Source organism: Psychrobacillus vulpis, from assembly GCF_006861825.1.
GTDB lineage: Bacteria > Bacillota > Bacilli > Bacillales_A > Planococcaceae > Psychrobacillus > Psychrobacillus vulpis.
On record NZ_VDGI01000001.1, the window covers coordinates 40523 to 64155 of the forward strand.

Consider the following 23633-nt stretch of genomic DNA (forward strand, 5'->3'; position numbering starts at 1 on the left):
TTTTCTTTTACCCGTCATTGACAACCTCTATATGCCATTCAATACTTCTAACGTTTCTAAAACATGATCGAGAAAATTTGTAATGTCGCTCATATGATCCTCATTAATTTTGTTAATAAACTTCACTTCGATTGTATCTAGATAATTTTGTGCTTCTTGTTCATACACGAAGCTCAATGTTTGCGTTAGCTGGATTTCATCTTCCCATATATCATTTAGTGCCGACTCAATCATTTGACACTGTAGGCTTACATTTTGAACATGTTTGTGAAATCGTAATAACAAGGAGCAGCCTAGATTTTTTTCAGGCATCTCTAGTATCTCTCCTGCCAATTCTTCTAAGGAAGCATTTAATACGATTTCTACTGTAACATCTTGCTGATCGACTAATGCAAATTGAAGGGCAAACTCTCTCGCAAGAATGGAGAAATCCATTCGATCCACCCGGTTCATAATTTTTATCTTGCCGTCTAAATTATCTAAATCATACACATGATTTTCAAATGCAACTTTTAAATTCTCAAAAATGGTTGGATCATACATACATATTCCTCCGAATACAATTTCTTTGTAATATAAAACCAGGCACCCATGTCCTGTTGAACATGCGTACCTATTCTTTCTAGTGTATTATTTTCCGCAACACTTCTTATACTTTTTACCACTCCCACATGGGCAAGGATCGTTTCGACCAACTTTGCCTCCTTCGATTACATTGAACGGTGCAGTTGGTAGTGGTTTCAAATGATGCTTTTCCATTTGTGCAAGTTCAGTAGGTGTATGGCCTCTATTTTCCCAAACGCGCGTCGTATTCGCAATCATTGTGATTGCACCAACATATTCAGTCAGTTGCTTCATATCTTTAACATCAAAACGTCCTAAAAAATCCTGCACAACTTCTTGGAACTGGGTATGCACAACTTGTAATTGGAAAACTAACTCCTCTATTTCTTCTTGTACCGTGAGTGTACTACCACCAAAGAAATCTTTCTTAAGCATGTTGGCTAGCTTTTCCTGATGGATTGTCTTTTCATAGTAGAATTCATCCGTGTAGCGTAATAGCTCCTCTTTTGCAGGCACATAAAAAGGTTTTCCAATAACTTCCTGAAAAAATTCAGCATAGTCCTCAAAATATTCAATTGTCTCATGGATCAATGCTTCTCTATGTACAAACACATGTTTACTCTCAAGTAATTTTGTATAATGAGGATCCGTTAAGAGTGCTCGTAACTCCCTACTAGAAATAGAAGGCTCGTTTTGAGAATTATAAATCTCAAGAAACTTCGGATACTCAATCACCCCATAAAGATTAGTACAAGCTTCGACATATTGAATTATAAGTTCTTTGTTAAGCAGTACGTCAATATCTATGAAATCTGCACCACGATAATTATCCGATAACACGAAGTAATTGTCATGATCAATGTGTCGCCATTCCGTCTTTTTATATTTTACATATTTTAAATGTTCATTCACCTCAGCGATATCTAACGGCAAATATAACTGTTGCTCTGCCCAGGCATAAGTCGTTAAATAATCTGGATGTTTCGGATCGTGGAACACCCTTATAAACTCTTCATATCCAGGTGGACCTCCCACGTCCTCTGGTGGTGCCATCCCCTCACCGTCTAGTAATGTTGGATATCCAAAATAATAATCCTCGACAGTGTCTTCAAGCACTACGCGAATCCGCCAGTCGTCCCCAAAATCATAGTTGTATATAAATTCGCCACTTTTTTCAAGGTAGGAATCGATTTTTATGCGTGCTGGTTGCTTCACAGTTTGACCCGCATAGTTCTTCCCCTTGTATTCTTCTAAAATCGATTCATTATTTGTAATATAATTGCCATCAATTTCTACTCCAAAGGAATGATACGGAGATATTTCACTTTGAAAATTCGTAACGTACTGAATTGTTTCGTGCAGACGGTTAAATGTCGCATCTGCCGGTAAAATTACACGTCTCCAAACAAGTGGCTTAATGTCTTCAAATAATAGTTTTAGTATATAAGCTTTCATAAGTCACCTTCTCTTTTTTCTATATCATACGTTATCTACTAGTTTTCTTCGAGTATTTTATGGTAGCCCTTTTTATTTCAAGGCGCATATTGAGAAAATCTCTAAGAGTTGAGAGCATTGACGACTTGTATGAAATGGAATTTCCTAAGGGCTTGAAAGAGACTTTTGATGATTTAACAAGCGCAATGGAATTCAACAAAAGATATGCATTTAGCCGTAAAAGATATGTACAAAGAAAATATACCGGTCTGAAGTAAGGTCATTTTCAATTGCTTACCATATGTAAAAAGAAGGAGTCGGGGATTACCCACTCCTTTTGTTTACATATCATTCACTCAACACTCCAATACAAATCTCCACACTTTTCTTCAAATCTCTGTGCGACCAGCTAGGTATTTTACCATGCTGAATTGCTAGTTCATGTGAAGCTGGTATGTGGATAAATCCAGCAGTCATGTCCGGATTGTTTGTTTTTGCGTAGTGTAAAGATTCGTACATAACGTTGTTGCAGAGATACGTTCCAGCTGTATTAGATATTTCAGCTGGTAATCCTGCTTCCATTAGTTTGTTAACCATTTGGCGAATAGGTAAGGTCGAGAAATAGCCTGCTTCTCCGTCTATATTAATAAATTCATCAAGTGGAGTATGCCCCTTGTTATCAGCTGCTCCATCTTTTATGTTTATCGCTATACGTTCTGGTGTGATTTTGTATCTTCCTCCCGCTAAACCCAATGAAATCACAACATCTGGCTTTGTATCTTCTATGTACGATAAAAGTTCAGCTCCAGATGATGCAAAATCAACTGTTAGCACCCTACCTAAAATCTGATATCCTCCGATTTCCTGTCCATTAAGTTCTTCTACTATACGCTTCGTCGGATTTACGGTGAATGATAAAAATGGTTCAAATCCTGTTAATAAAAGCTTTTTCATATTTAAACCTCCTTAAAAGTATGCAACTTCTTATCCTTATTTTGGAATCACTCCATACTCCATGTCAACAGTCTAAAAATAAAAATACAGACTCAAAATTATAGAGTCTGTATCCATACCTTTTTCTTAGTTTTCTCCAGACAAAAACTTTTCTACCAATTCGTTAAATTCCTCACTATGCTCCCAGAACATTAGGTGTCCCCCAAGTACTTCTATGGAGGATTTTGGGGAAATTTTTTGAGTGAATCGGGTTGCTATATCCGCCCAATGATCTGCAACAATTGTCAGCGTTGGTACTAATTCAGACGCTTCCCTCGCTTCATTACGATAATCAGAGAACATGCCAGAAGCGAATAAATTCGATGCAATATAATATGGTGTTTTTAAAGATTGCTCCGCAAGCCAATTCAACTCATCCTCTGTTACATCACGTTGTACCATAACACTCGTTGTATATGCCTTGATAAATTCCCTTTGTCCTGCTGGATTGCGTAAATAAGTGTTATAAATTGTTCCTATGTCATTAAGCGGACCTTCCACCCAATCCTCTTCATGATTAGTTGACAGTGCCTTTGGTGACATATCAATAAAAATAAGGGATTTTACATTATCATAGCCTTCTTGTTTAAGATACTCCCAAATAGTTAAGCATCCGAACGACCAGCCCGCTAACGTTACATTCTTTAACTCCAATGCATCAATAACCTCCGCCAAGTCCGTACCATGTGTTACATAATCATTTCCTTGTAAGGTAATGGTTGAACGTCCATGACTTCTGGGATCAATAACAATTACACGATTTGTCTTAGAGAAATGTTCGACTTGATGAATAAACACTTCTGTTGTAAATGTAAAGCCAGGTATGAAAATAATAGGGTCTCCATGCCCTACATCTTGAACAAATAATTCTACACCAGAATCTACTTCAATATACTTCCCGTTCACCACTGTCATCATCCAACCCCCTTATAGTAAGAGCAGCAATAAAGGAATTTTTGTCCACTCTTCGTTATGTACACCATATTCGAAGACTTTCTTAAAAATTCCATCCCACAAGTCATGAATCATAAATTTCCTAAGAATAGTACGTGGCACCCTTTTAGGAGTCTACTGAAAAAGTCCACCATACACTTCTAATTTACATTTGGTAAGTTTTCCGAAGCTTACCGTTCGCTTTCCGCGGGCGAGCGTCGAGCCTCCTCCTTTGCTACGCTCAGTGCGGGGTCTCGTCTGCCTCGCTATTCCCGCAGGAGTCGAACGGACGCTTCTCCAAACTACTCATTATAAGCGACCATGTTGTCCTATCCCTCTTAAAACCTTTGTATATACTGTACTAAATTAGATGACTAGGAAGAACTAGCGGGCTATATCCACAAAGCGCAAAAATACAGACTCTGCACGTACACTGAGTCTGCATTTCTATTACTCTTCTTTAACTAATTAGACAATAACGGTCAGTAATTTGTTTATGTGGTCATAAGTATTTCTATCCGGTGAGAAATCATTTCATGCGGTCATATTTCTATCCTTTTTATTCTTCATCATTCACAATAACTTGACGTCCTTTTACTTTCTGCAGTATGAAAACGAGTGATAATGGTTTCGTAATTACATGCCCATCAATATTATCCCACTCTTTACAATTTTCTGCTATATAATATCATTCATTTGTGTTAACCTAAAATAATAATAGGTTTACACATTTAATGAAAATACATATAATTAAAAACGAATAAAAGAAAGAGGTGTGTAAATGGTTAAATCACGATTGCATGGAATGATTTTGGCATCTTTGTTTGCTGCATTAATGGGGATTGGAGCAAATATTACGTCATTGCTCCCATTTTTCGTAATAGCTGGAGTTCCTATTACGTTTCAACCAGTAGTTAGCTTACTTGCAGGTACTTTGCTCGGGAAAAAATATGGACCACTAGCTATGACGATCTATTTGTTCATAGGACTTGCTGGTATTCCAGTGTTTGCACGTTTTAGTGGTGGTATTAGCTCCGTTCTTAGCCCGACCTTTGGCTTTTTGCTGGCATTCATTTTTGTTGCCTGGATTGCAGGAGTAATTTCTGAAAAGAGTAAATCATTTAAGGGGCTATTAATCGCTTCTTTTATTGGAACTGTCATTGTTTATTTAATTGGAACTAATTGGATGTATTTAGCATATCAGTTTTGGTTCGATGCTCCAGAAGGCTTTAATTACAAAATGGCTTGGACATTCATGCTAGTACCTCTTCCGAAGGATATAGCTTTATCAGTTCTTTCCGCTATGATTTCGTATAAAGTGCTTCGAGCATTTCCTGAAAAGGAACAAGGTAAAACAACTATTAAACATGAGGTGATAGGATGAATTGGCACTCATTAGCAGAAAGTGTTTTGAATGGACATCAGCTAACAAATCAGGAATGTCTCGATTTTTTGCAGGCCGATAGTAAAGAAACGCTATCTCAATTAGATGCAGCGTATTTAATACGCCACCATTTCTATGGAAACGATGTCAAATTAAATATGCTTATCAACACGAAATCTGGTTTATGCCCTGAAAACTGTCGATATTGTTCACAATCATCCGAATCAAATGCACCAATTGAGAAATATCGAATGATGACTAAAGATGAGATTGTAAAGGGTGCAAAACGTGCAGCAGAACTTGGAGCTGGAACGTTTTGTATTGTTGCTAGCGGCAGAGGACCAAGCAGACATGAATTAGCAACTGTAAAAGCAGCAGCTCGAGAAATCAAAGAAACATTACCACTTAAATTATGCGGCTGTCTCGGTATTCTTGCTGATAACCAGGCGGAAGAGTTAAAAGAAGCTGGTATTGATCGATATAATCACAATATAAATACATCATCTGAATTCCATGATAACATCGTATCCACGCATTCCTTTGATGATCGAGTGGGAACCGTCGAGAAAGTGAAACAGGCTGGAATGTCTCCTTGTTCCGGAGTTATTATTGGAATGGGAGAATCATTAGAAAATATTATTAGTATGATGCGTTCGCTTTCTTCTTTAAATGCAGACTCTATACCGATAAACTTCTTACATGCAATCGAAGGAACTGCCTTTGCAGGTAAAACACCTATAACGCCTATGTGGTGTTTACGTATTGTGGCACTTTCCCGTTTCATGCTACCAACGAAAGAGATACGTATAGCAGGAGGACGCGAACTAAACTTGCGTTCTTTGCAACCGATGGCGTTATATGCAGCCAATTCTGTTTTCCTAGGGGATTACTTAACAACTTCTGGCCAAGAAGCTGAAAAAGATCTGAAGATGATCGAGGATCTTGGATTTACTATAGAAAAGGATGCATTTGCTCGAAGTGCAGAGCATTTTCAAACATGTCATCATTAATACTTTAAGGCTGTCCAATAATGGGCAGTCTTTTTTATTGGACAGAATTTGATCAAAAGGTGCTTGTAAGTGACCATCAGTTTTTGGTAACTTACCCTTCAATTGCTGCCAGTCACTGAAAAACAGCAGACTTCTATGTCCTTACAACATACACTTTGATTACAAAGAAAATTACTGGAGGGTTGGCTGTGAATATTGTTAATGTTAATAATTTAAAAAAGTCTTATGGAACGAACATTGTTTTACAAGGCTTGAATTTTCAAGCACGTGAAGGTGAGGTGATTGGAGTCATTGGGAAAAATGGAGCTGGAAAATCAACATTCCTTGAAATTCTAATGACCATCAAACAATATGACGCTGGAACGGTCGTTGTATTAGATGAAAATATAAAGTCTCTTTCTACTAGTCAGTTAGAGTCTGTTCGAAAACAGATTTCAGTCGTTCTGCAACCTACTCAATTTTATAAAAATTTAAAAGTAGAAGAATTATTGAAGTTATTCAAAGGGTACTACAAATCAACCATAGATATTAAACAAATCATTTCGGATTTCAAATTAGAACCTCATCGCAAAAAATATTTTGATAAGCTTTCCGGTGGTTGGAAACAAATTGTAAGTTTAGCGATTGCGTTTTTATCTGAACCAAAATTATTAATATTGGATGAGCCTACTACTGGACTAGATCCGCATATGCGTAATATTCTTTGGTCGTACATTACAGATTACAATAAAAGAACTGGTGGCACGGTCATTTTAACGACTCATAATATGGATGAAATCGAACTATATTGTGACAAAGTTATGCTCATTAATAATGGTGTAAATGAAATATTCGATACTACCGAAAACATTCTGACATCAGGTTACAAATCTATTAATGAATTTTATCTTACGAAAGTATCTATTTAAGGGGGAGTCAACATGTTAGCTACACAGTTAAAATACGACTTATTAATGTTTTCAAGGGAGATATTTTATTTAGTGTTCACAATTTTTGTGCCACCAGCAACCTACATTTTCATGGGGCAATTGTTTGGAGATCAAACATATGCTGGTAACCTAAGTTACGTGCAAACGTATACACCGTCTTACATTCTTCTCATTACATTCACTGTTGTATTTTTTGCTTTCGGATTTGATCAAGTGACACATCGAACTACAGGGGTAGAGAAACGAATTCATCTTTCACCCGTTTCAAAAAATACGCTTTTGCTTTCTAGTATCATCCGCTCTGTTATCATTACAAGTCTTGGCTATTTTATTATTTCTTTAATTGGACTGTTGATGTATGATTTACAGTTCCAGTTACTTCAGACAATAGCTTCTTATTGTTTTTTTATCTTACTAAATGCAGTGTTGCTTATCATTGCTTCTGCAATTTACTCTTTTTTCAAAAATATGAATAGTGCTTTAGTGTTCTCCATAGTTATTTTTCAAGTCGTGATTTTCACGGGTGGCTTTGCAATGCCAATCAGTATGATGCCAAAGTTCATCCAGGTTATTGCAGATCTCAATCCAATGTATCACATGAATATATTATTCATCGCTGTTTGGAATGGGCAGTTAACCTTTACTACCAGCACTCTCATTTCCATTGGATATATTGGAGCACTCGTTATAGTTTCCGGCATTATCCTCCGCTTCCAAAATAAGCGTAAAATAGGATAGCACCCTGACTTTGAAACGTTTACACTTAAGTGGAGAGGGGTGTTAGGAATTGAAAGTTTCATTAAATATAGATTGTGATTTTAAAGAGACAAAAGTAACGATTGAAACTCCAGAATTAGATAATTCTGTTCAGGAGATTCTTGATTTTATAAAGGGACGAGAAACAGAATTCCTCGTTGGAAAAAGCGGAGAAATGCAACATATTTTAAAACCTAGTGACATTCACTATTTCCATACGGAAACTGAAGGTGTATTCGCTGTAAATTCCACTGGTTCGTATAAATTGAAAGAGAAATTATATGAGTTAGAAGAAATTCTCCCGCCTAATAAGTTCATTCGTCTCTCGAAATCTGTTATTGCAAATCTTCATGAAATGAGTCGTTTTGAAGCATCGTTTAATGGAACACTTTGTGTATATTTCAAGTCGGGTACAAAGGAATATGTCTCCCGAACTTACGTTAATACAATTAAAGAAGCGTTGAAGATGAACAGGAGGAAAAGCGAATGAAAATCTTCTTATTTAGAAGTATGATTGGTATTTTCTTTGGAGCTTTTATCGCAGTCATTTTTACGAATGTATTCGTTCTATTTAGTGGGAAAGAACTGCTAGATAGCCAAATGTTTTTGAGAAACTCACTAGGTTCTATTTTTTGCGGTTGGTTTTTCACGGTAAGTGCTCTCTATTTTGAAAATCCAAATTTACGATTATCACAACAGACATTACTGCATTTTGTGACAGTCATTATTTTATATTTTATATTCGCTTTGGGAATTGGATGGGTTCCATTTGATTTGACTAGCTTTTTCATAGCAATAGCTACTTTCCTCATATTTTACGCTATTATTTGGACATCTTTCTATTTATACTTTAGACGTCAAATGAAGAAATTAAATGAAGAGCTCGAATTGCTTTAAAATGGAAATGTGAGGATAGATTGTCCAACTTTCGTGTATGCTTGTCCAATTAATCGTGTTGATTGTCCAACTTTCTAGCTTGATTGTCCAACTATTGCATTTGATTGTCCAATCTAAGTGCATCTAAAACAAAAATGCCAAGGGAAGTATATTTTCCCTTGGTATGTATTCAAAATTGTCCAACAAGCGGTACATAACCAGTCTTTTCTACTAACTCTTGTCCTTGATAAGACAAGATCCATTCAATGAATTTCTCCACATTTGGATTGTCTGTTTCAGCTGTTACGATGTAAAACTCGGATGAAATAGGATAGGATCCAGATCGAATCGTACCCTTCGTCGGTTCTACTCCATCTATTTCAAGCAACTTGATTTTGTCGTTTTGTACCATTTCAGTCGAGTAAAATCGGAACGTATAGCCAATCGCATTTTTATAGTTTTTATACTGGGATACTTCCTGAATAATGCCCCCCATGCCGGAGGCAATATCCTCTGTTTCTGCTTTCATAATTGGAGTATCTTCCATTAGTCTCTCCAACGCTGACTGACTTCCACTATCTGCTGGTCGCTGAAATGCTCGTATTTCTTCATTGGCACCGCCGACCTCTTTCCAATTCCTCACTTTGCCAGAGTAAATATCTTTAATTTGTTCTATCGTCAATCCATCGATGGCATTTTTTTGATTGACGAAAAAGACGAATGCTTCTCGGCCAATCGGTGTCATTTTCAGCTCTACCCCATATTGCTTTGCTGTTTTCAGTTGCGATTCGGAGGGAGCTGCAGCAAAAATCATATCAACTTTTCCAAAAATTAGATTGCTATACGCATCTGGCGTTGTATTGACCATAACTTCACTTTGATAAGGATTATATTCTCTTTCAGGATAAGTCGCTTGCACAAATGCAGAATAAAGTGGATAAAGTGCTGTTGCTCCGTCCAATCTTGGCAAATCCCCTGTCGGCTTCCAAGTAGAATCATAGTCTAAAGTTGCAATTTTGAGAGAGTCTGAAAAAGGCATATATTCATATACATTCACTTCTGCATCCACTGTCGGAATCCAATTCGTATATACATGATAAATTGGATAGATGGAACTGACAATAATAGCTGCTCCTGCAATACTTCCAAAAACAACTTTACGCCTCTTCGTTTTGAAAAAATGGAAGAGGCCCAATACATAAAATACATATAAAACAACTACTAATGTAATAATTAAGCCTACAAAATGTATCTTTCCCGCTATATACACTATTGCTAAAACAACTAATGTTAAGAAAAACAGGCCAACTAAAACAAAAATGGCATATAAAATTGGTTCAATAAGTGACTTTTTTTCCAAATGAATCTCCCCCTACTTCCTAATTCTACAAATTAGTTGGAAATCCTTTAGTTCATTCATCTCATAAATCACTCTACACATACTAAATGGAAATCATTTCGAGATTAAACTATGAACTTAATGAATAATAATTTTAATTTTCAAATCTATTGAAATTATTAGAATTGGGTGTTAAATTAAATTAAAGTATTTCCTTCAAAAATAATTTTTATGAAGTTTATGCTTTTTATTATTTAAAAATGGGGGGAAATTTATGAAAAAGAATAAATTTAGTTTTTTTGCTTTAATACTTGTACTTGTATTAGCTTTAGCGGCATGTTCTTCTGATGGAGATTCTGAAGGAAGTAATTCTGATGAAAAGAAAGAATTACAAATAGCCTATAATGCTCAGCCTCCAACTCTAGATCCACTTATCACAACTGCAGTTGCTACACGCGATGTAATGAGAAACGTGTATGAATCATTATTAACATTAAATAAGAACTTCGAAATTACTCCACTACTTGCAGAATCATATGAGCAAAGTGAAGATGGTAAAACAATTACTTTCAAATTACGTAAAGATATTAAATTCCATAATGGGGATGTTATGACGGCTGACGATGTTGTAGCTTCTATGACACGTTGGGCTGAAACAACTTCACTAGGTAAAACATCTTTTGCCGATGCTACTTTTTCTAAAGTAGATGAAGAGACTGTAATACTAGAAATGAAAGAACCACAATTTACTGTGTTGCATATGCTTGCCGATCCTGGACAAGCAGCTGTCATTGCACCGAAATCTACTATTGAATCAGCGACTGCAGAAGGATTAACAGAGTTTATTGGTACTGGTCCTTATAAACTTGTTGAATGGAAAGCTGATCAATATGTACATTTAGCAAAATTCGATGATTATCAAGCAATCGATGAGCCAGCAAGTGGTCTCGGAGGCAAAAAAGAAGCGTTCATTGATGATATTTACTTTCAATTTGTAACAGATGCATCTACAAGATTAGCAGGTATTCAATCTGGCGAATATGACATTGCAAATGCAATCTCTTTTGATAATGCAGAGCAACTTGCGTCCAATAGTGATGTAAAAAATTCCATAGACCATAACGGATTTAATGGAGTTGTATTTAATAAGAAAGCTGGTTTATTCGATAATGTCGTTGCACGTCAAGCTGTAAATGCAGCGTTAAATGAAGAAGCAATTTTAACAGCAGCTTTTACAAGTCCAGACTTTTATGAATTAGAGCATGGATTAATGATCAAAGAACAAACGGAATGGTACAGCGAAGCAGGTAAAGATCAATACAATCAAAATGACCCTGAGAAAGCAAAAGAGTTACTTAAGGAAGCTGGATATAACGGGGAAGAAATTGTAATTCTTTCAACTCGAGATTACGAAGATCACTATAATGCGGCAGTAGTAGTACAACAACAACTAGAAAGTATTGGCATGAAAGTAAAGCTAGATATTTACGATTGGGCTACTGTATTACAAAAACGAGCAGATGAAACTGCTTACGATATTTTTGTAACTGGTTTCCCTACAGAGCCAATTCCTAATAAGTATGTATTCCTAGCCTCTTCTAATGAGTGGCCAGGTTGGACTAACGATCCCATTATCGATGATTTATTAAACAAAATTAACACTGCAGCTTCTCAAGAGGAAGCAAAACAGTATTTTGATGCTTTACAAGAAGAATTCTATGAATATTTACCAATGATTAAATTTGGTAACAAAACAACGATTACAACTCTACGTTCTAATGTGGAAGGAATGGATTTCTTACAAGGAATTATCCTATGGAATGTTGATAAGAAGTAAAATGAGAAATAAATCATCGGGGAGATGATCACTTGAAAGGCTATATTTTAAAGCGTCTATTATCTTTAATCCCAGTTTTACTAGTAGTAGCTGTGGTTGTGTTTCTATTAATGCATATAACACCGGGTGATCCTGCTGCTGTAATTTTAGGACCCGAAGCATCCCCTGAGGAGGTTGCCGAGCTCAGAGAAGAGCTCGGCTTAAACAAACCGCCAATCGAACAATTTATATCTTGGTTTGGTAATGTACTTCAAGGAGATTTCGGTACTTCCATTTTTATGAAACAGCCAGTTTCACAAGCTTTTTTTGAACATTTGGGACCTACTCTTTCCCTAGCGATCATGGCTCAAGTTCTCGCAATTGTAGTTGCTATACCTCTCGGCGTTCTTGCTGCAAAGTTTCGAGGGTCCATCTTGGACCAAACTTTTATGGGAATCTCTTTACTAGGTATTTCAGTTCCAAGTTTTCTACTAGGTTTATTCTTAATTTTATTGATTGGTGTTGAACTAAAATGGCTACCTGTTGCTGGATATAAGCCAATTGATGCTGGACTAGTCAACCATATCAAATACTTAATCCTTCCTGCAATTGCACTTGGCTCCATGCAAGCCGCACTTATCGCAAGAATGACACGTTCTTCCATGCTAGATGTATTAAATGCAAACTATATTAAAACCGCACGTTCAAAAGGTGTAAAAGAAACTATTATTGTAATTAAACATACATTAAGAAATGCTTTTATTCCTATTCTTACAATTATTGGACAAACATTTGGGACACTTGTTGCAGGTGCTGCTGTTGTTGAAACAGTTTTTAACATTCCAGGTATTGGACAACTAATCATTAACTCCGTTGAACGACGTGACTTCGCTGTCATACAAGGTTCCGTTATGTTAATAGCTGTGAGTTATGTACTGATAAATTTGGTCATCGACTTACTATACGGCGTTATCGATCCACGTGTTCGATTGGGTAGAAAATAGAAAGGAGTTGACAAAAAGTGCAAAACGTAATGACTGAAGAACAGCTTAATGTTTTGAAGAGTGACATGAAAAAGAAGCATAGAAATCTTTTAGTGAAACGATTTCTTTCGAATAAACTTGCACTATCTGGCTCAATCATAATGATCGTCATTATTTTACTAGCGATTATTGCTCCTTTCTTTACTTCTTTTACGCCATATGAATTAGATGCAATGAAAAGACTTAAAGCACCAGGTGGAGAGCATTTCTTTGGAACAGACAACTATGGTAGAGATTTATTTAGTAGGGTAGTACACGGTGCAAGGGTTTCACTTATGATTGGCTTTGCAGTTGCTATTATTACCTCTATCTTAGGAATGATTATTGGTCTTTACTCCGCATATTTTAAAAAATTAGACGGAGTATTGATGCGAATTTCAGATGGTCTAATGGCTTTTCCAGCAATTTTATTAGCAATTGCAATTATGGCTTCACTTGGACCAAGATTAGAAAACGTAATAATTGCACTTACCATTGTTTTCACTCCTTCTGTAGCTAGAACAGTTCGTTCTGCTGTATTAGTAGTAAAGGAACAAACTTATGTGGAGGCTTTACGAGCACAAGGGGCGAGCTCCTCTCGAATTATTTGGTTAAACATTGCACCAAACGTTTTATCTCCTCTAATTGTCCAAGCAACTTTTATTTTTGCTGATTCAATTATCATTGAAGCTGCATTAAGTTTCTTAGGAGCTGGGATTCCAGCGCCTGATCCAAGCTGGGGGAACTTATTATATGATGGAAAAACTGTAATATTTAATGCTTGGTGGATGACTCTTTTCCCTGGTATCGCAATTATGCTTACCGTTTTTGGGCTCAATCTATTTGGTGACGGACTTAGGGATTTATTAGACCCACATAATAATAAGGCAAAAAAATAAGAAACTGCGTGGTGATACAATGTCCGAATTACTTTTAGAAGTAAAAAATTTAAAGGTCCATTTTGATACGGAGAATGGGACTGTCACAGCTGTTGATGATGTGTCTTTTTCTGTCAAGCAAGGGGAAACTGTAGGAGTTGTAGGAGAATCCGGTTGTGGTAAAAGTGTAACTGCAGAGTCTATTCTTCGCCTCTTAAATGAAAAACATACACATTACGAAGGTAATATTCTTTTTGAAGAAAAAGACATTCTAAAGTTTAGTTATAGCGAATTACAAAAACTTCGTGGCAATGATATTTCTATGATTTTCCAAGACCCAATGAGTTCCTTAAATCCAGTTTATACAGTTGGTAATCAAATAGTTGAAGCATTACTACTTCATCAAAATTTAACGAAGAAAGAAGCCGAAGTAAAAGCTGTTGAAATGCTTAAGTTAACGGGTATTCCACTCCCTGAAAAAAGAGTGAATGAATATCCACATGAACTTTCCGGGGGGATGAGACAGCGTGTCATGATTGCAATGGCTCTTTCATGTAAACCAAAATTGTTAATCGCAGACGAACCTACAACTGCACTAGACGTGACAACTCAATCTCAAATATTAGATTTAATTAATGAGCTAAAAGATGAATTTAATATGGGTACCATTATGATTACACATGATTTAGGTGTTGTTGCTGAAGTTTGTACAAAAGTTGTAGTTATGTATTTGGGTCAAGTAATTGAAGAAGCTTCTGTGGAGTCTATTTTTTCCTCCCCTCTTCATCCATATACCCAAGGGCTTTTAAAATCTATCCCACATATTGAAGGACCTCGAGATGAAAAGCTATATGTTATAGAAGGTAAAGTGCCAACTTTAACACAAATCCCAAAAGGCTGTCGTTTTGCACCTCGTTGTGAGTTTGCAACCGAATTATGTAGAGACAAGATGCCTCAATTAGAGTCTTATGAAAATGACCTAAAAGTACGTTGTTGGCATTTCAAAGATATTCAAGAAAAAAGGGGTGGGTTGAATGGTATTAGAAATGAGTCTCAAACAGTCAACTCCTAAAACAGAAGCATCTAATGATGTCATTTTAGAAGTGAAAAATCTTAAAAAATATTTTCCTATTACTGGATCTTTAAATAATACGGTTTCACAAGTGAAAGCAGTAAATGATGTCTCTTTCAGTCTTATTAAAGGTGAAACTTACGGGCTAGTTGGTGAGTCTGGCTGTGGAAAAAGTACAACTGGACGTACAATTTTAAGACTACTCGAACCTACTGAAGGGGAAGTAATTTATGATGGACAAAATATCAACAAGTTAAAAGGAAACGATTTAAGAAATATTCGACGAGAATTACAAATGGTTTTCCAAGACCCTTATTCATCATTAAACCCCCGAAAACGCGTTGGAACTATACTAGAAGAAACACTAAAAATTCATAAAATGGGAAACAAAAAAGAACGAACAGAACAAGTAATGAACATTTTAAATAAAGTTGGTTTTCAAAGAGAGCATTATTACCGTTTTCCTCATGAGTTTTCAGGTGGTCAAAGACAACGTATTGGACTAGCAAGAGCATTAATCATAAATCCGAGCATCATCATATGCGATGAACCAGTATCAGCACTAGATGTATCTATCCAATCACAAGTGCTAAATTTATTAGAAGATATTCAACAAGAGTTTAATTTAACCTATTTGTTTATTTCTCATGACCTCGGTGTTGTACGTCATATTTCTGATCGAATTGGAGTTATGTATCTTGGAAAATTGGTAGAGGAATCTCCTACTGATGAGTTATATACTAATCCTTTACACCCTTATACGAAAGCACTACTATCTGCAATACCTGTGCCCAATCCATTTGTAAAAAGAGAAAAGATTAAACTAATTGGCGAAATACCGTCTCCAGTAAATCCACCTAGTGGTTGTGTATTCCACACAAGATGCCCTTTTGCAATGGATGTCTGTAAACAAGATGAACCAATAATGAAAACGCTAGACTTAGAACACAAAGTGGCTTGCCATCTTTATTAAAAACTTGGAGGTAATTAAATGCTAATTGAAAAAGTGGTTATTCGAAAAATGAAAATGGATCTAAAATTCCCTTTCCAAACTAGTTTCGGAACACTGCAAGAACGGTTATTTCTTATCACTGAAATATACAGCGGAGATCATGTTGGATACGGTGAATGTGTTGTTAGCTCCAATCCTTATTACAGTGAAGAAACAGTTTCAACTGCTTTTTCTATTATAAAAGAATTCCTGTTACCACTTATCTTAGGAAAAGATGTTCAACATCCTGATGATGTAAATAAGCTATTCAGTCGTATCCGCAGAAATAATATGGCTAAATCGGCAATTGAGGGTGCACTTTGGGACCTTTATGCAAAAACACAAAACAAGTCACTAGCAGAAGTTATAGGCGGTCAAAAATCAGAAATCACTGTTGGCGTAAGTATTGGAATTCAAGAAACGAAAGAAGATCTTCTAAATAAAGTAGAAGAGTCATTAAAACAAGGCTTTAAAAAAATTAAGATTAAAATTATGCCTGGAAAAGACATAGAATATTTACGAAGTGTGCGTGAAAAATTTGGTGATATCCCAGTAATGGCAGATGCTAACTCGGCTTACACATTAGATGATATAGAATTATTCAAAGAAATGGATGATTTGAACTTAATCATGATTGAACAACCTTTAGCACATGATGATATTGTAGATCATGCTGTTTTACAAAATGCCATCAAAACTCCTATATGTTTGGATGAAAGTATTCATTCTGTAGAAGATGCACGAAAAGCAATTGAGCTCGGTAGCTGTAAAATTATTAACATTAAAATTGGTCGTGTAGGTGGTATTTCAGAATCTATTAAAATTCATAACCTTTGCCTTCAAAATAATATACCTGTGTGGTGTGGAGGCATGTTAGAATCCGGAATAGGAAGAGCGCATAATGTAGCCATCACTTCCCTTTCGAACTTTACTATTCCTGGAGATACTGCCCCTTCTACTCGTTACTGGGTAAAAGATATTATTAAACCAGAGATAACGATGAATGAGGAAGGACATATTCAAGTCCCTACTACTCCTGGTATGGGTTATGAAGTCGACTTAGATACTTTAGAGGAATTTACACTTGAAACAAACGAGTTTACGATAGATTCTTTAATACCTTCTAACTAAATTACATGCAAAAAAACTACCTAACATTATTAGGTAGTTTTTTCCATATAAAACCCTCTTTTTCATTATTTACTTAGTGCAATAAGTGCAGCTTCCTTCAAAATTTCCGATCCTGTCATGAGCATGTCGTGATTAAATGTCATTTTAGGATGATGAAGCCCAGGTTCTAAATCACACCCTAATCCAATCATAGTTGCTTTCAGTTCAGGTTTTTTAATCGTATAGAAATGAAAGTCGTCTCCTCCAGAAGTTACAAGTGGTTGTGTGCAATTTTCTCTTCCTAATACATGACTGATAGCTTTCCCCATTATATCTTGTGCATCTTCGTTAACAATAGCAGCGGGTAATTCCGATTCAAAATAGTATTCAATTTTAGTATTATATAAACGTTCAACATCATGAAATACTTTAAGTGCTTTTTCTTTCAAAATAGCCATTGTTTCATTATTTTGTGCACGCATATCAATACTAAAATTTCCATTCCCAGGAATAATATTTTTATTGTCCCCTCCAGCTTGCACTGAAGTAATTTTAATGGATGATGGTACTTGAGGATCTACATTGATGAATTTAATTAAATGATTTATGGAAGTTATCACATCAACCGCATTAGATGTTAGATGAGGTCTAGCACCATGACTATCATCACCAGTAATGACTGCATGCATAAAACATCCTGCTCCATGTACAATTGTTGGAGAAGCCTTGCCTGATGGTAACTCTTGAATAGGTCTTAAATGAATGCCAAATAGATAATTTACATCATCAACAGCACCTTTTTCCACCATTTTTAAAGCACCATTTCCTTTTTCTTCAGCTGGTTGAAAAATAAAACGTATTTTACCGTTAAATTTGGTGGCCAAAAGTAGACGAATCGCTCCAATAACCATAGTCATATGAGCATCATGTCCACAAGAATGATTTGCTCTAAATACTCCATCTACTTCTTGCCAAAGTGCATCCATGTCAGCACGAATAGCAACTACAGGGCTACCAGCTCCAATTTCTGCGAATAAGCCAGTACAATCATTGAAACTCGTAACTCTACATCCTTCTTTTTCAAGTAGTTCTTTAATGTATTTTGTAGTATGTACTTCATTCCAGCTTGTTTCAGGATGTTCATGTAAATAAGAAAAAATTTCTTTAATATCTTTCTCTACTTCCAATATGCTAACCACTGTTATTCCTCCTCTATTTAATTGAAAAATAATTTACTATATGTTTGTTCATAAGTTGCTTTTTGTTTTTTATACTTGTCTGCGTCTTTTATGATGATACCTGCTAGTAGTGCATTTAAAAAGGATGTAACTACCGGTGCAGAATCTAACGTAGACATATATGCCAGTTTAGTTGAAAACAATAAATTTGAATGCTCTGCAATTGGAGAGATTTCGGAATCCGTAATTCCAATCACAAATACATTTTTCCTCTTTAACTCTTCCGCTACATGTAATGTTTGTACCATGTATCGACTAAATGAAAAAGCGATTAGTACACATTCCTCGTCTAGTTGTTGTAAAGAAAAGTAGTCGTCCATATTTAAATTAATTAATTTGCAAGTCCCCCTTATTGTATTCAAAGTGAAACAAAACCAATGAGCTAGTCCAAATGAAGCTCCGTTTCCAACAACAACTACTTGTTTAGCATTATATATTTTATTTACTGCTTCGTTAAAATTAGATTCATTTAAAGATTGAGTTGTCCTTCTAATATTTACTTGATCTCTAAGCATAACCTGCTCAAATACCGTAGATTCTTGCTGTGCAGATTCTGCGTTCGAATCATAATCTAATATCGTTGATTTCATCTCAAATACAGAAGCTCTCACTTCTTTTTGTAATTCTAAAAAGCTCTTATATCCGATAGAATATGCAAGACGAATTACGCTTGTTTCACTTACACCAATAATCTTTCCAATCTTTTCTGCTGAATTGGATGCGAAAACAAAAGGATGTTCTTTTAATAGTTCGGCAACCTTTTTTAAGCTATTAGACAGGTCGCTAAAATTATCTTTTATTCTAGTTTCATATTCATACATAGGATTTGGTTCTCCTTTTTGAAGGATTCACTTTTATTTTTATTTTTTTTAAGTATTTCCTTTATATTTTATCATTTTTTCTGAACATTCACAACAAAACGACAAATAAAATATTATTATAACAATAGTGATAATGCAATTAATATATTTGCAAAGTTTAGTTATTTAATTTTAAGGGAAACTATAAATATATTGCTAATTTTTCAAAATTATCGTTTAATAATCTAGTTCGACTATTTTTAGAAAAGGAATGTGATAAATGAAAAAGATCGTTAGCTGCCTGACTTTGTCGATGTTAGTAGCAATGTCGTTAGTGGCGTGTACCCCAACCGAAGAATCTACAAAAGTGAAAGAAGAGTCAGTCCAAGACGGGAAAACTCTTTCTATTAAAGATGCAAATGCCAATTATTTATCAGCAGTAAACGTGGATTATGCTTTTCAATTCGCAAAAAGTTTGGAAGAATTCAAAACCAATGAAAAGCTTGGATATCGTACTGCTGGATCAGAAGCAGAATGGAAGACTGGTGAAAAAATTGGAGAAGAAATGAAGAAAATTGGACTTACCGAAGTGACTAAAGATGAGTTCAAAGTCGATTCATGGGAATTCGAAAAAGCCGATTTAACTTTTACAGATGCAAACGGTAAAGAACATCTCGCTGTTTTAGGAGGTTACCAAGTTAATTTCGATACGAATGGTGTAAAGGAACTTGAGATTGTCTACGTTGGTAAAGGGACAGCAGATGAGCTTGCTGAACTGGATATCGAAGGAAAACTCGTTTTAATAGATATTAACCAACGAGAAGAATGGTGGATTAATTACCCTGCTTATCAAGCACATTTAAAAGGTGCAGCTGCAGTAATCGCAGTACAAGAAGCTGGGTATGGTGAAGTAGATTCAGATGCACTTAATGCTCAAGATATTTGTGGACCTGATGATGCTCCTGCATTTTCTATGTCTCAAACAGACGGAAACAGTTTAAAGAAAGCACTGGAAGCTAGTGAAAACGGTACGCTTAAAGTGAAATTTGATGCAAAATCTACTGTGAAATTTGATGGTAAATCATATAATTACTACGGTAAGATTATCGGAAAAGACCCAGAATCATATATCATTTTATCTGCGCATTATGATTCGTATTTTTCTGGATTCCAAGATGATAACGCTGCGATAGGTTTAATGATGGGCATTGCTAAAGGATTAGTCGATAGCGGATATCAACCGGAAAAAACGATTATTTTCAATGCACTTGCCGCAGAAGAATGGGGAGTCTCGAACTCTCGTTATGACTGGTCAACAGGCGCATACAATCAAATTTTCAATGTTCATCCGGAATGGGTTGGCAAAGCATTTGCCAATATGAACTTTGAGCTTCCTGCTTATGAACATACAACACAAGATGAAATTCGCTCAGTTTATGAGTTGAATAACTATTTAACTAAATTTGCGGAAAAGGTACCAAGCGTAGATGGAATTTATAAAGATGGTATTTCAGTAGTATCGCCTTTACGTACGTGGTCAGATGACTTCTCATTTGGAGTTGCGGGTGTTCCTGCACTTCGTAATGATTTCCAAGATAGTGAGTTTATGCATTCTCATTATCACTCTCAATTTGATAGTGAAGATGCATTTAATGCGGATGCTCTAAAATTCCATTTAAATTTATATGGATTACTTACAATGCATTATGATCAAACAGCTGTTGTACCATTAGACTTTACTACTCGTTTAAATGCTATGAAAGAAGACATTAATGCAGAAGCATTTAAAAAAGCTGGAGTTTCCTCGGACGAGCTTATTGCAGAAATCAATCATGCGATTTCAACTGCTGAAGACGTAAATGCAAAAGTATCGAAAGTGAACGAAGATTATTTAGCTGCTCTAACAAAAGGCGATGCTGATACTGCTAAAAAGCTATATGAAGAAAGCAGAGAGTTGAACAGTGGATTACTTGCTGCATTTAAATATGCAGAAGATCAATTTGTGCGTTTGACATGGGAAGATGAACCAATTTTCCCTCATGAACATGCACAAAATAACATTAAGAACCTAGCCTTATCTATCGATTCGTTAAACCAAGGCGACATTGCAACACCTATTGATGAGTATCTGTGGGCAATTGATAACAACTGGTACGCATATGATTTTGAAAAAGAAGTATACGATTATTTCACAGATTATGTACTAGAGGCACCGAAAGAAAAGCTTATGTGGGGTGCTGGCAGAATTGTTGGCCACGAAGACTTATTTGACACGATTAGTTCGTTGAAGAATAAAAGTGAACAATCAGATGCAGATGTGTCTGCAGAGCTTAAAACATTGAACGGTTCGCTAGAAAGACAAATAGAATTGTTGAAAACTACAGTCTCAGATGAAATTACAAGCGTGAAAAAGCTTGATGAGATGTTGGATGGATTGAAGTAATGTATATAAAAAGAGTTCCTAACGATTTGTTAGGAGCTCTCTGACTATTGACAAACGCTTTCATTCTTCGTTACTGGAGCTCGTTGTAAGCTCATGAACTTTAGTTCTATTCGCTTCCGCCTCGCGCTTGCGTGCCTCGACTGACAAGCGTTTTCAAGTCAGTCTGAAGTGACAACCTTCGAAATTTGATCCGTCTACAACCTGTGAGTCCCTAACGATTTGTTAGGAGCTCTTTTTCCATTATGAATTAATCTGACGTATAGCTGCTCCATCCAAAAATGCTTGAATATCTTGAACTGCTTCCCTGTAATACGTACTGTAATTATCTTTAGTCACATAACCGATATGTGGTGTTGCTAAAACATTCGGAAGTGTTCGGAATGGATGAGTTTCTGAAAGTGGCTCTACTTCAAATACATCTATTCCTGCTCCAGCTATCCATTTTTCTTGAAGTGCTTCTATCAGTGCCTCTTGGTGCACAATTGCTGCACGTGATGTATTGACCAAATAAGCAGAAGCTTTCATGCGCTGTAATTCCTTTGTTCCTATCATTCCTTTTGTTCGATCACTTAAAACAAGGTGAATGGAAACAAAGTCGCTAGTTTCAAGTAATTCTTCTTTAGACTTTGCTAATTGCACACCAATTTTATCCGTTTGTTCTTTCGTTAAATTTTGACTCCATGCGATGACTTCCATTCCAAATGCTTGAGCAATTGTTGCCATTCGACTTCCTATTTTACCAAGCCCCAGTAGTCCTAGACGTTTGCCGTATAGATCTGTTCCTACTGTGCTTTGCCAAGGTCCATTTTTTCGAAGCTCATTGTTTTCTTGCGTAATCTGGCGAGCAATATTTAATAATAACGCCCAAGTTAACTCTGTTGGTGGCTCAGACATGCTTGCAGTACCACATACAACTACTCCATGTTTTGTAGCTGCATTCAAATCAATCGAAGCATTTCTCATACCAGATGTTACGAGTAATTTAAGTTTAGGTAGTTGTTCAAAGATACCCGCTGTAAAAGGTGTTCGCTCACGCATAATGACTATAATGTCAAAATCTCTAATTGCTTCTATTAATTGCTCTTCTTGTTCAAAATGGTTGTGAAATGTTTTCACCTCCACCTTATCCATAACGCTAGACCAATCTGCCATTTTTAACGCTACATTTTGATAATCATCTAGTATTGCACAACGTAAATTCATACTACATCCCCCTTTTTCATTCAACATACAATTATTTTATATAATCCATCACGATTTGTACGATTAATAAAACAGTTACTAATCTTAGCAAAGGCTTAACTTGCTCCGATTTCAATTTACGTGCTAAACGTACCCCAAGCTGTGCACCTACAATAGCTCCAAGCATTAGTGCAATTGTGATTGGCCAAATAATCTTACCAGTCGAAATATATGTGATGGAAGCCCCAAAGCAACTTGCAAATACACCAATACGTGTTAAACCAACCGCTCGAATATATGCTATTTTTTGACTCGCATATAAGTAAAGTGCTAGAGTACTGCTCCCTGGTCCAAACATACCATCGTACATTCCTATCCCAAGTAGTGCAGGACCTATTTTTTTATTCAATCTTAGCGGTTCTGTTCCTTCAAAGTTCACTTTTCCCATGAAGGATGTAATAAATGCAAAGGTTAATAGTAAAATAGCGATAATCGTTAGTGTGTCTCCACTTATGAAAGAAGCGATTAGCCCCCCCAATATCCCTCCTCCCATACAAAAAGCAACAACTGATAGTGCTTCTTTCAAGGTAACTTCCTTGTCCTTGAAAATAACAAGAAAACTAGATAACGAACTAACTGTATTGGACACTTTGTTTGCTCCAATTGCTGAATGCACTGGTAACCCCATAAGAAGCATTGTTGGTAAGCTAATTAGCCCTCCTCCACCTACCAATGTGCCGACAATATTACCGACAACTCCGACAAAGAAAAATAGGATGAATTCCATAGTTGCCCCCTCTTTCAACTCGTACTTGATGTAAATTCAGCATACTCCTCTCCATACAATAAGTAAATTCGATAGT

The 23633-nt window shown here is 36.0% G+C and carries 22 protein-coding genes; 13 read left to right on the top strand and 9 right to left on the bottom strand.

Features of this window, described 5'->3' with window-relative positions; genetic code table 11:
- Positions 1-27: 27 nt before the first annotated feature.
- The 4 genes from FG384_RS00185 to FG384_RS00200 form a co-directional block, all read right to left on the bottom strand.
- On the bottom strand, positions 28-543 hold the full coding sequence (locus FG384_RS00185; protein WP_142640551.1) for a hypothetical protein: 516 nt from the start codon (positions 541-543) through the stop codon (positions 28-30).
- A gap of 87 nt (positions 544-630) precedes the next feature.
- Positions 631-2019, bottom strand: a complete 1389-nt coding sequence (locus tag FG384_RS00190; protein WP_142640965.1) for a plasmid pRiA4b ORF-3 family protein — start codon at positions 2017-2019, stop codon at positions 631-633.
- A 327-nt stretch (positions 2020-2346) separates the two neighbouring features.
- Entirely contained in the window at positions 2347-2952 is a 606-nt protein-coding gene (gene pcp, locus FG384_RS00195; RefSeq protein WP_142640552.1) for a pyroglutamyl-peptidase I, read from the bottom strand.
- A gap of 126 nt (positions 2953-3078) precedes the next feature.
- Entirely contained in the window at positions 3079-3906 is an 828-nt protein-coding gene (locus tag FG384_RS00200) for an alpha/beta fold hydrolase (RefSeq protein ID WP_142640553.1), read from the bottom strand.
- Positions 3907-4705: 799 nt separating this feature from the next.
- Here FG384_RS00200 and FG384_RS00205 point away from each other — a divergent pair.
- From FG384_RS00205 to FG384_RS00230, 6 genes are all read left to right on the top strand, one after another.
- Positions 4706-5308 carry a biotin transporter BioY gene (locus FG384_RS00205; RefSeq protein ID WP_240793301.1) on the top strand — a complete coding sequence of 201 codons (603 nt, stop codon included), beginning with the start codon at positions 4706-4708 and terminating at the stop codon, positions 5306-5308.
- Complete coding sequence (gene bioB / locus FG384_RS00210) at positions 5305-6318, top strand: biotin synthase BioB (RefSeq protein ID WP_142640554.1); 1014 nt, start codon at positions 5305-5307, stop codon at positions 6316-6318. The genes FG384_RS00205 and bioB overlap by 4 nt, the downstream gene beginning before the upstream one ends.
- Positions 6319-6506: 188 nt before the next feature.
- The gene (locus tag FG384_RS00215) at positions 6507-7226 is read left to right on the top strand and encodes an ABC transporter ATP-binding protein (protein ID WP_240793302.1); all 720 of its coding nucleotides are present in this window, start codon (positions 6507-6509) and stop codon (positions 7224-7226) included.
- A gap of 12 nt (positions 7227-7238) precedes the next feature.
- Positions 7239-7985, top strand: a complete 747-nt coding sequence (locus FG384_RS00220) for an ABC transporter permease (protein WP_142640556.1) — start codon at positions 7239-7241, stop codon at positions 7983-7985.
- 49 nt (positions 7986-8034) lie between these two features.
- Positions 8035-8493, top strand: a complete 459-nt coding sequence (locus FG384_RS00225) for a LytTR family DNA-binding domain-containing protein (protein ID WP_142640557.1) — start codon at positions 8035-8037, stop codon at positions 8491-8493.
- Positions 8490-8900 carry a DUF3021 domain-containing protein gene (locus tag FG384_RS00230; protein ID WP_142640558.1) on the top strand — a complete coding sequence of 137 codons (411 nt, stop codon included), beginning with the start codon at positions 8490-8492 and terminating at the stop codon, positions 8898-8900. The genes FG384_RS00225 and FG384_RS00230 overlap by 4 nt, the downstream gene beginning before the upstream one ends.
- 169 nt (positions 8901-9069) lie before the next feature.
- Here the strand turns inward: FG384_RS00230 and FG384_RS00235 are convergent, their stop codons facing one another.
- Entirely contained in the window at positions 9070-10239 is a 1170-nt protein-coding gene (locus FG384_RS00235) for a PstS family phosphate ABC transporter substrate-binding protein (protein ID WP_142640559.1), read from the bottom strand.
- 253 nt (positions 10240-10492) lie between these two features.
- Between FG384_RS00235 and FG384_RS00240 the strand changes: the two genes are divergently transcribed.
- From FG384_RS00240 to menC, 6 genes are read left to right on the top strand one after another with little or no spacing between them, the layout of a single operon-like run.
- Positions 10493-12055 carry an ABC transporter substrate-binding protein gene (locus FG384_RS00240; RefSeq protein ID WP_142640560.1) on the top strand — a complete coding sequence of 521 codons (1563 nt, stop codon included), beginning with the start codon at positions 10493-10495 and terminating at the stop codon, positions 12053-12055.
- Positions 12056-12087: 32 nt separating this feature from the next.
- Positions 12088-13038 carry an ABC transporter permease gene (locus tag FG384_RS00245; RefSeq protein ID WP_142640561.1) on the top strand — a complete coding sequence of 317 codons (951 nt, stop codon included), beginning with the start codon at positions 12088-12090 and terminating at the stop codon, positions 13036-13038.
- 29 nt (positions 13039-13067) lie between these two features.
- Entirely contained in the window at positions 13068-13955 is an 888-nt protein-coding gene (locus FG384_RS00250; RefSeq protein WP_142640967.1) for an ABC transporter permease, read from the top strand.
- Between the two features lie 19 nt (positions 13956-13974).
- Positions 13975-15006 (top strand): ABC transporter ATP-binding protein, encoded by a 1032-nt coding sequence (locus FG384_RS00255; protein WP_142640562.1) that lies wholly within the window; start codon positions 13975-13977, stop codon positions 15004-15006.
- Positions 14969-15979 (top strand): ABC transporter ATP-binding protein, encoded by a 1011-nt coding sequence (locus tag FG384_RS00260; protein WP_142640563.1) that lies wholly within the window; start codon positions 14969-14971, stop codon positions 15977-15979. Before FG384_RS00255 ends, FG384_RS00260 begins: the two co-directional genes overlap by 38 nt.
- An 18-nt stretch (positions 15980-15997) precedes the next feature.
- Positions 15998-17128, top strand: a complete 1131-nt coding sequence (menC, locus tag FG384_RS00265) for an o-succinylbenzoate synthase (protein ID WP_142640564.1) — start codon at positions 15998-16000, stop codon at positions 17126-17128.
- Positions 17129-17193: 65 nt separating this feature from the next.
- Here the strand turns inward: menC and FG384_RS00270 are convergent, their stop codons facing one another.
- On the bottom strand, positions 17194-18306 hold the full coding sequence (locus FG384_RS00270; protein WP_142640565.1) for a M20 peptidase aminoacylase family protein: 1113 nt from the start codon (positions 18304-18306) through the stop codon (positions 17194-17196).
- A gap of 17 nt (positions 18307-18323) precedes the next feature.
- Positions 18324-19166 (bottom strand): MurR/RpiR family transcriptional regulator, encoded by an 843-nt coding sequence (locus FG384_RS00275; protein ID WP_142640566.1) that lies wholly within the window; start codon positions 19164-19166, stop codon positions 18324-18326.
- Between the two features lie 259 nt (positions 19167-19425).
- Between FG384_RS00275 and FG384_RS00280 the strand changes: the two genes are divergently transcribed.
- On the top strand, positions 19426-21588 hold the full coding sequence (locus tag FG384_RS00280; protein WP_205961719.1) for a M28 family peptidase: 2163 nt from the start codon (positions 19426-19428) through the stop codon (positions 21586-21588).
- A 240-nt stretch (positions 21589-21828) separates the two neighbouring features.
- Here the strand turns inward: FG384_RS00280 and FG384_RS00285 are convergent, their stop codons facing one another.
- Both FG384_RS00285 and FG384_RS00290 read right to left on the bottom strand, forming a co-directional pair.
- Positions 21829-22791, bottom strand: a complete 963-nt coding sequence (locus FG384_RS00285; RefSeq protein WP_142640567.1) for a D-2-hydroxyacid dehydrogenase family protein — start codon at positions 22789-22791, stop codon at positions 21829-21831.
- Positions 22792-22822: 31 nt separating this feature from the next.
- A complete protein-coding gene (locus tag FG384_RS00290; protein WP_142640568.1) occupies positions 22823-23557 on the bottom strand; it encodes a sulfite exporter TauE/SafE family protein in 735 nt (244 codons plus the stop codon).
- Positions 23558-23633: the final 76 nt, after the last annotated feature.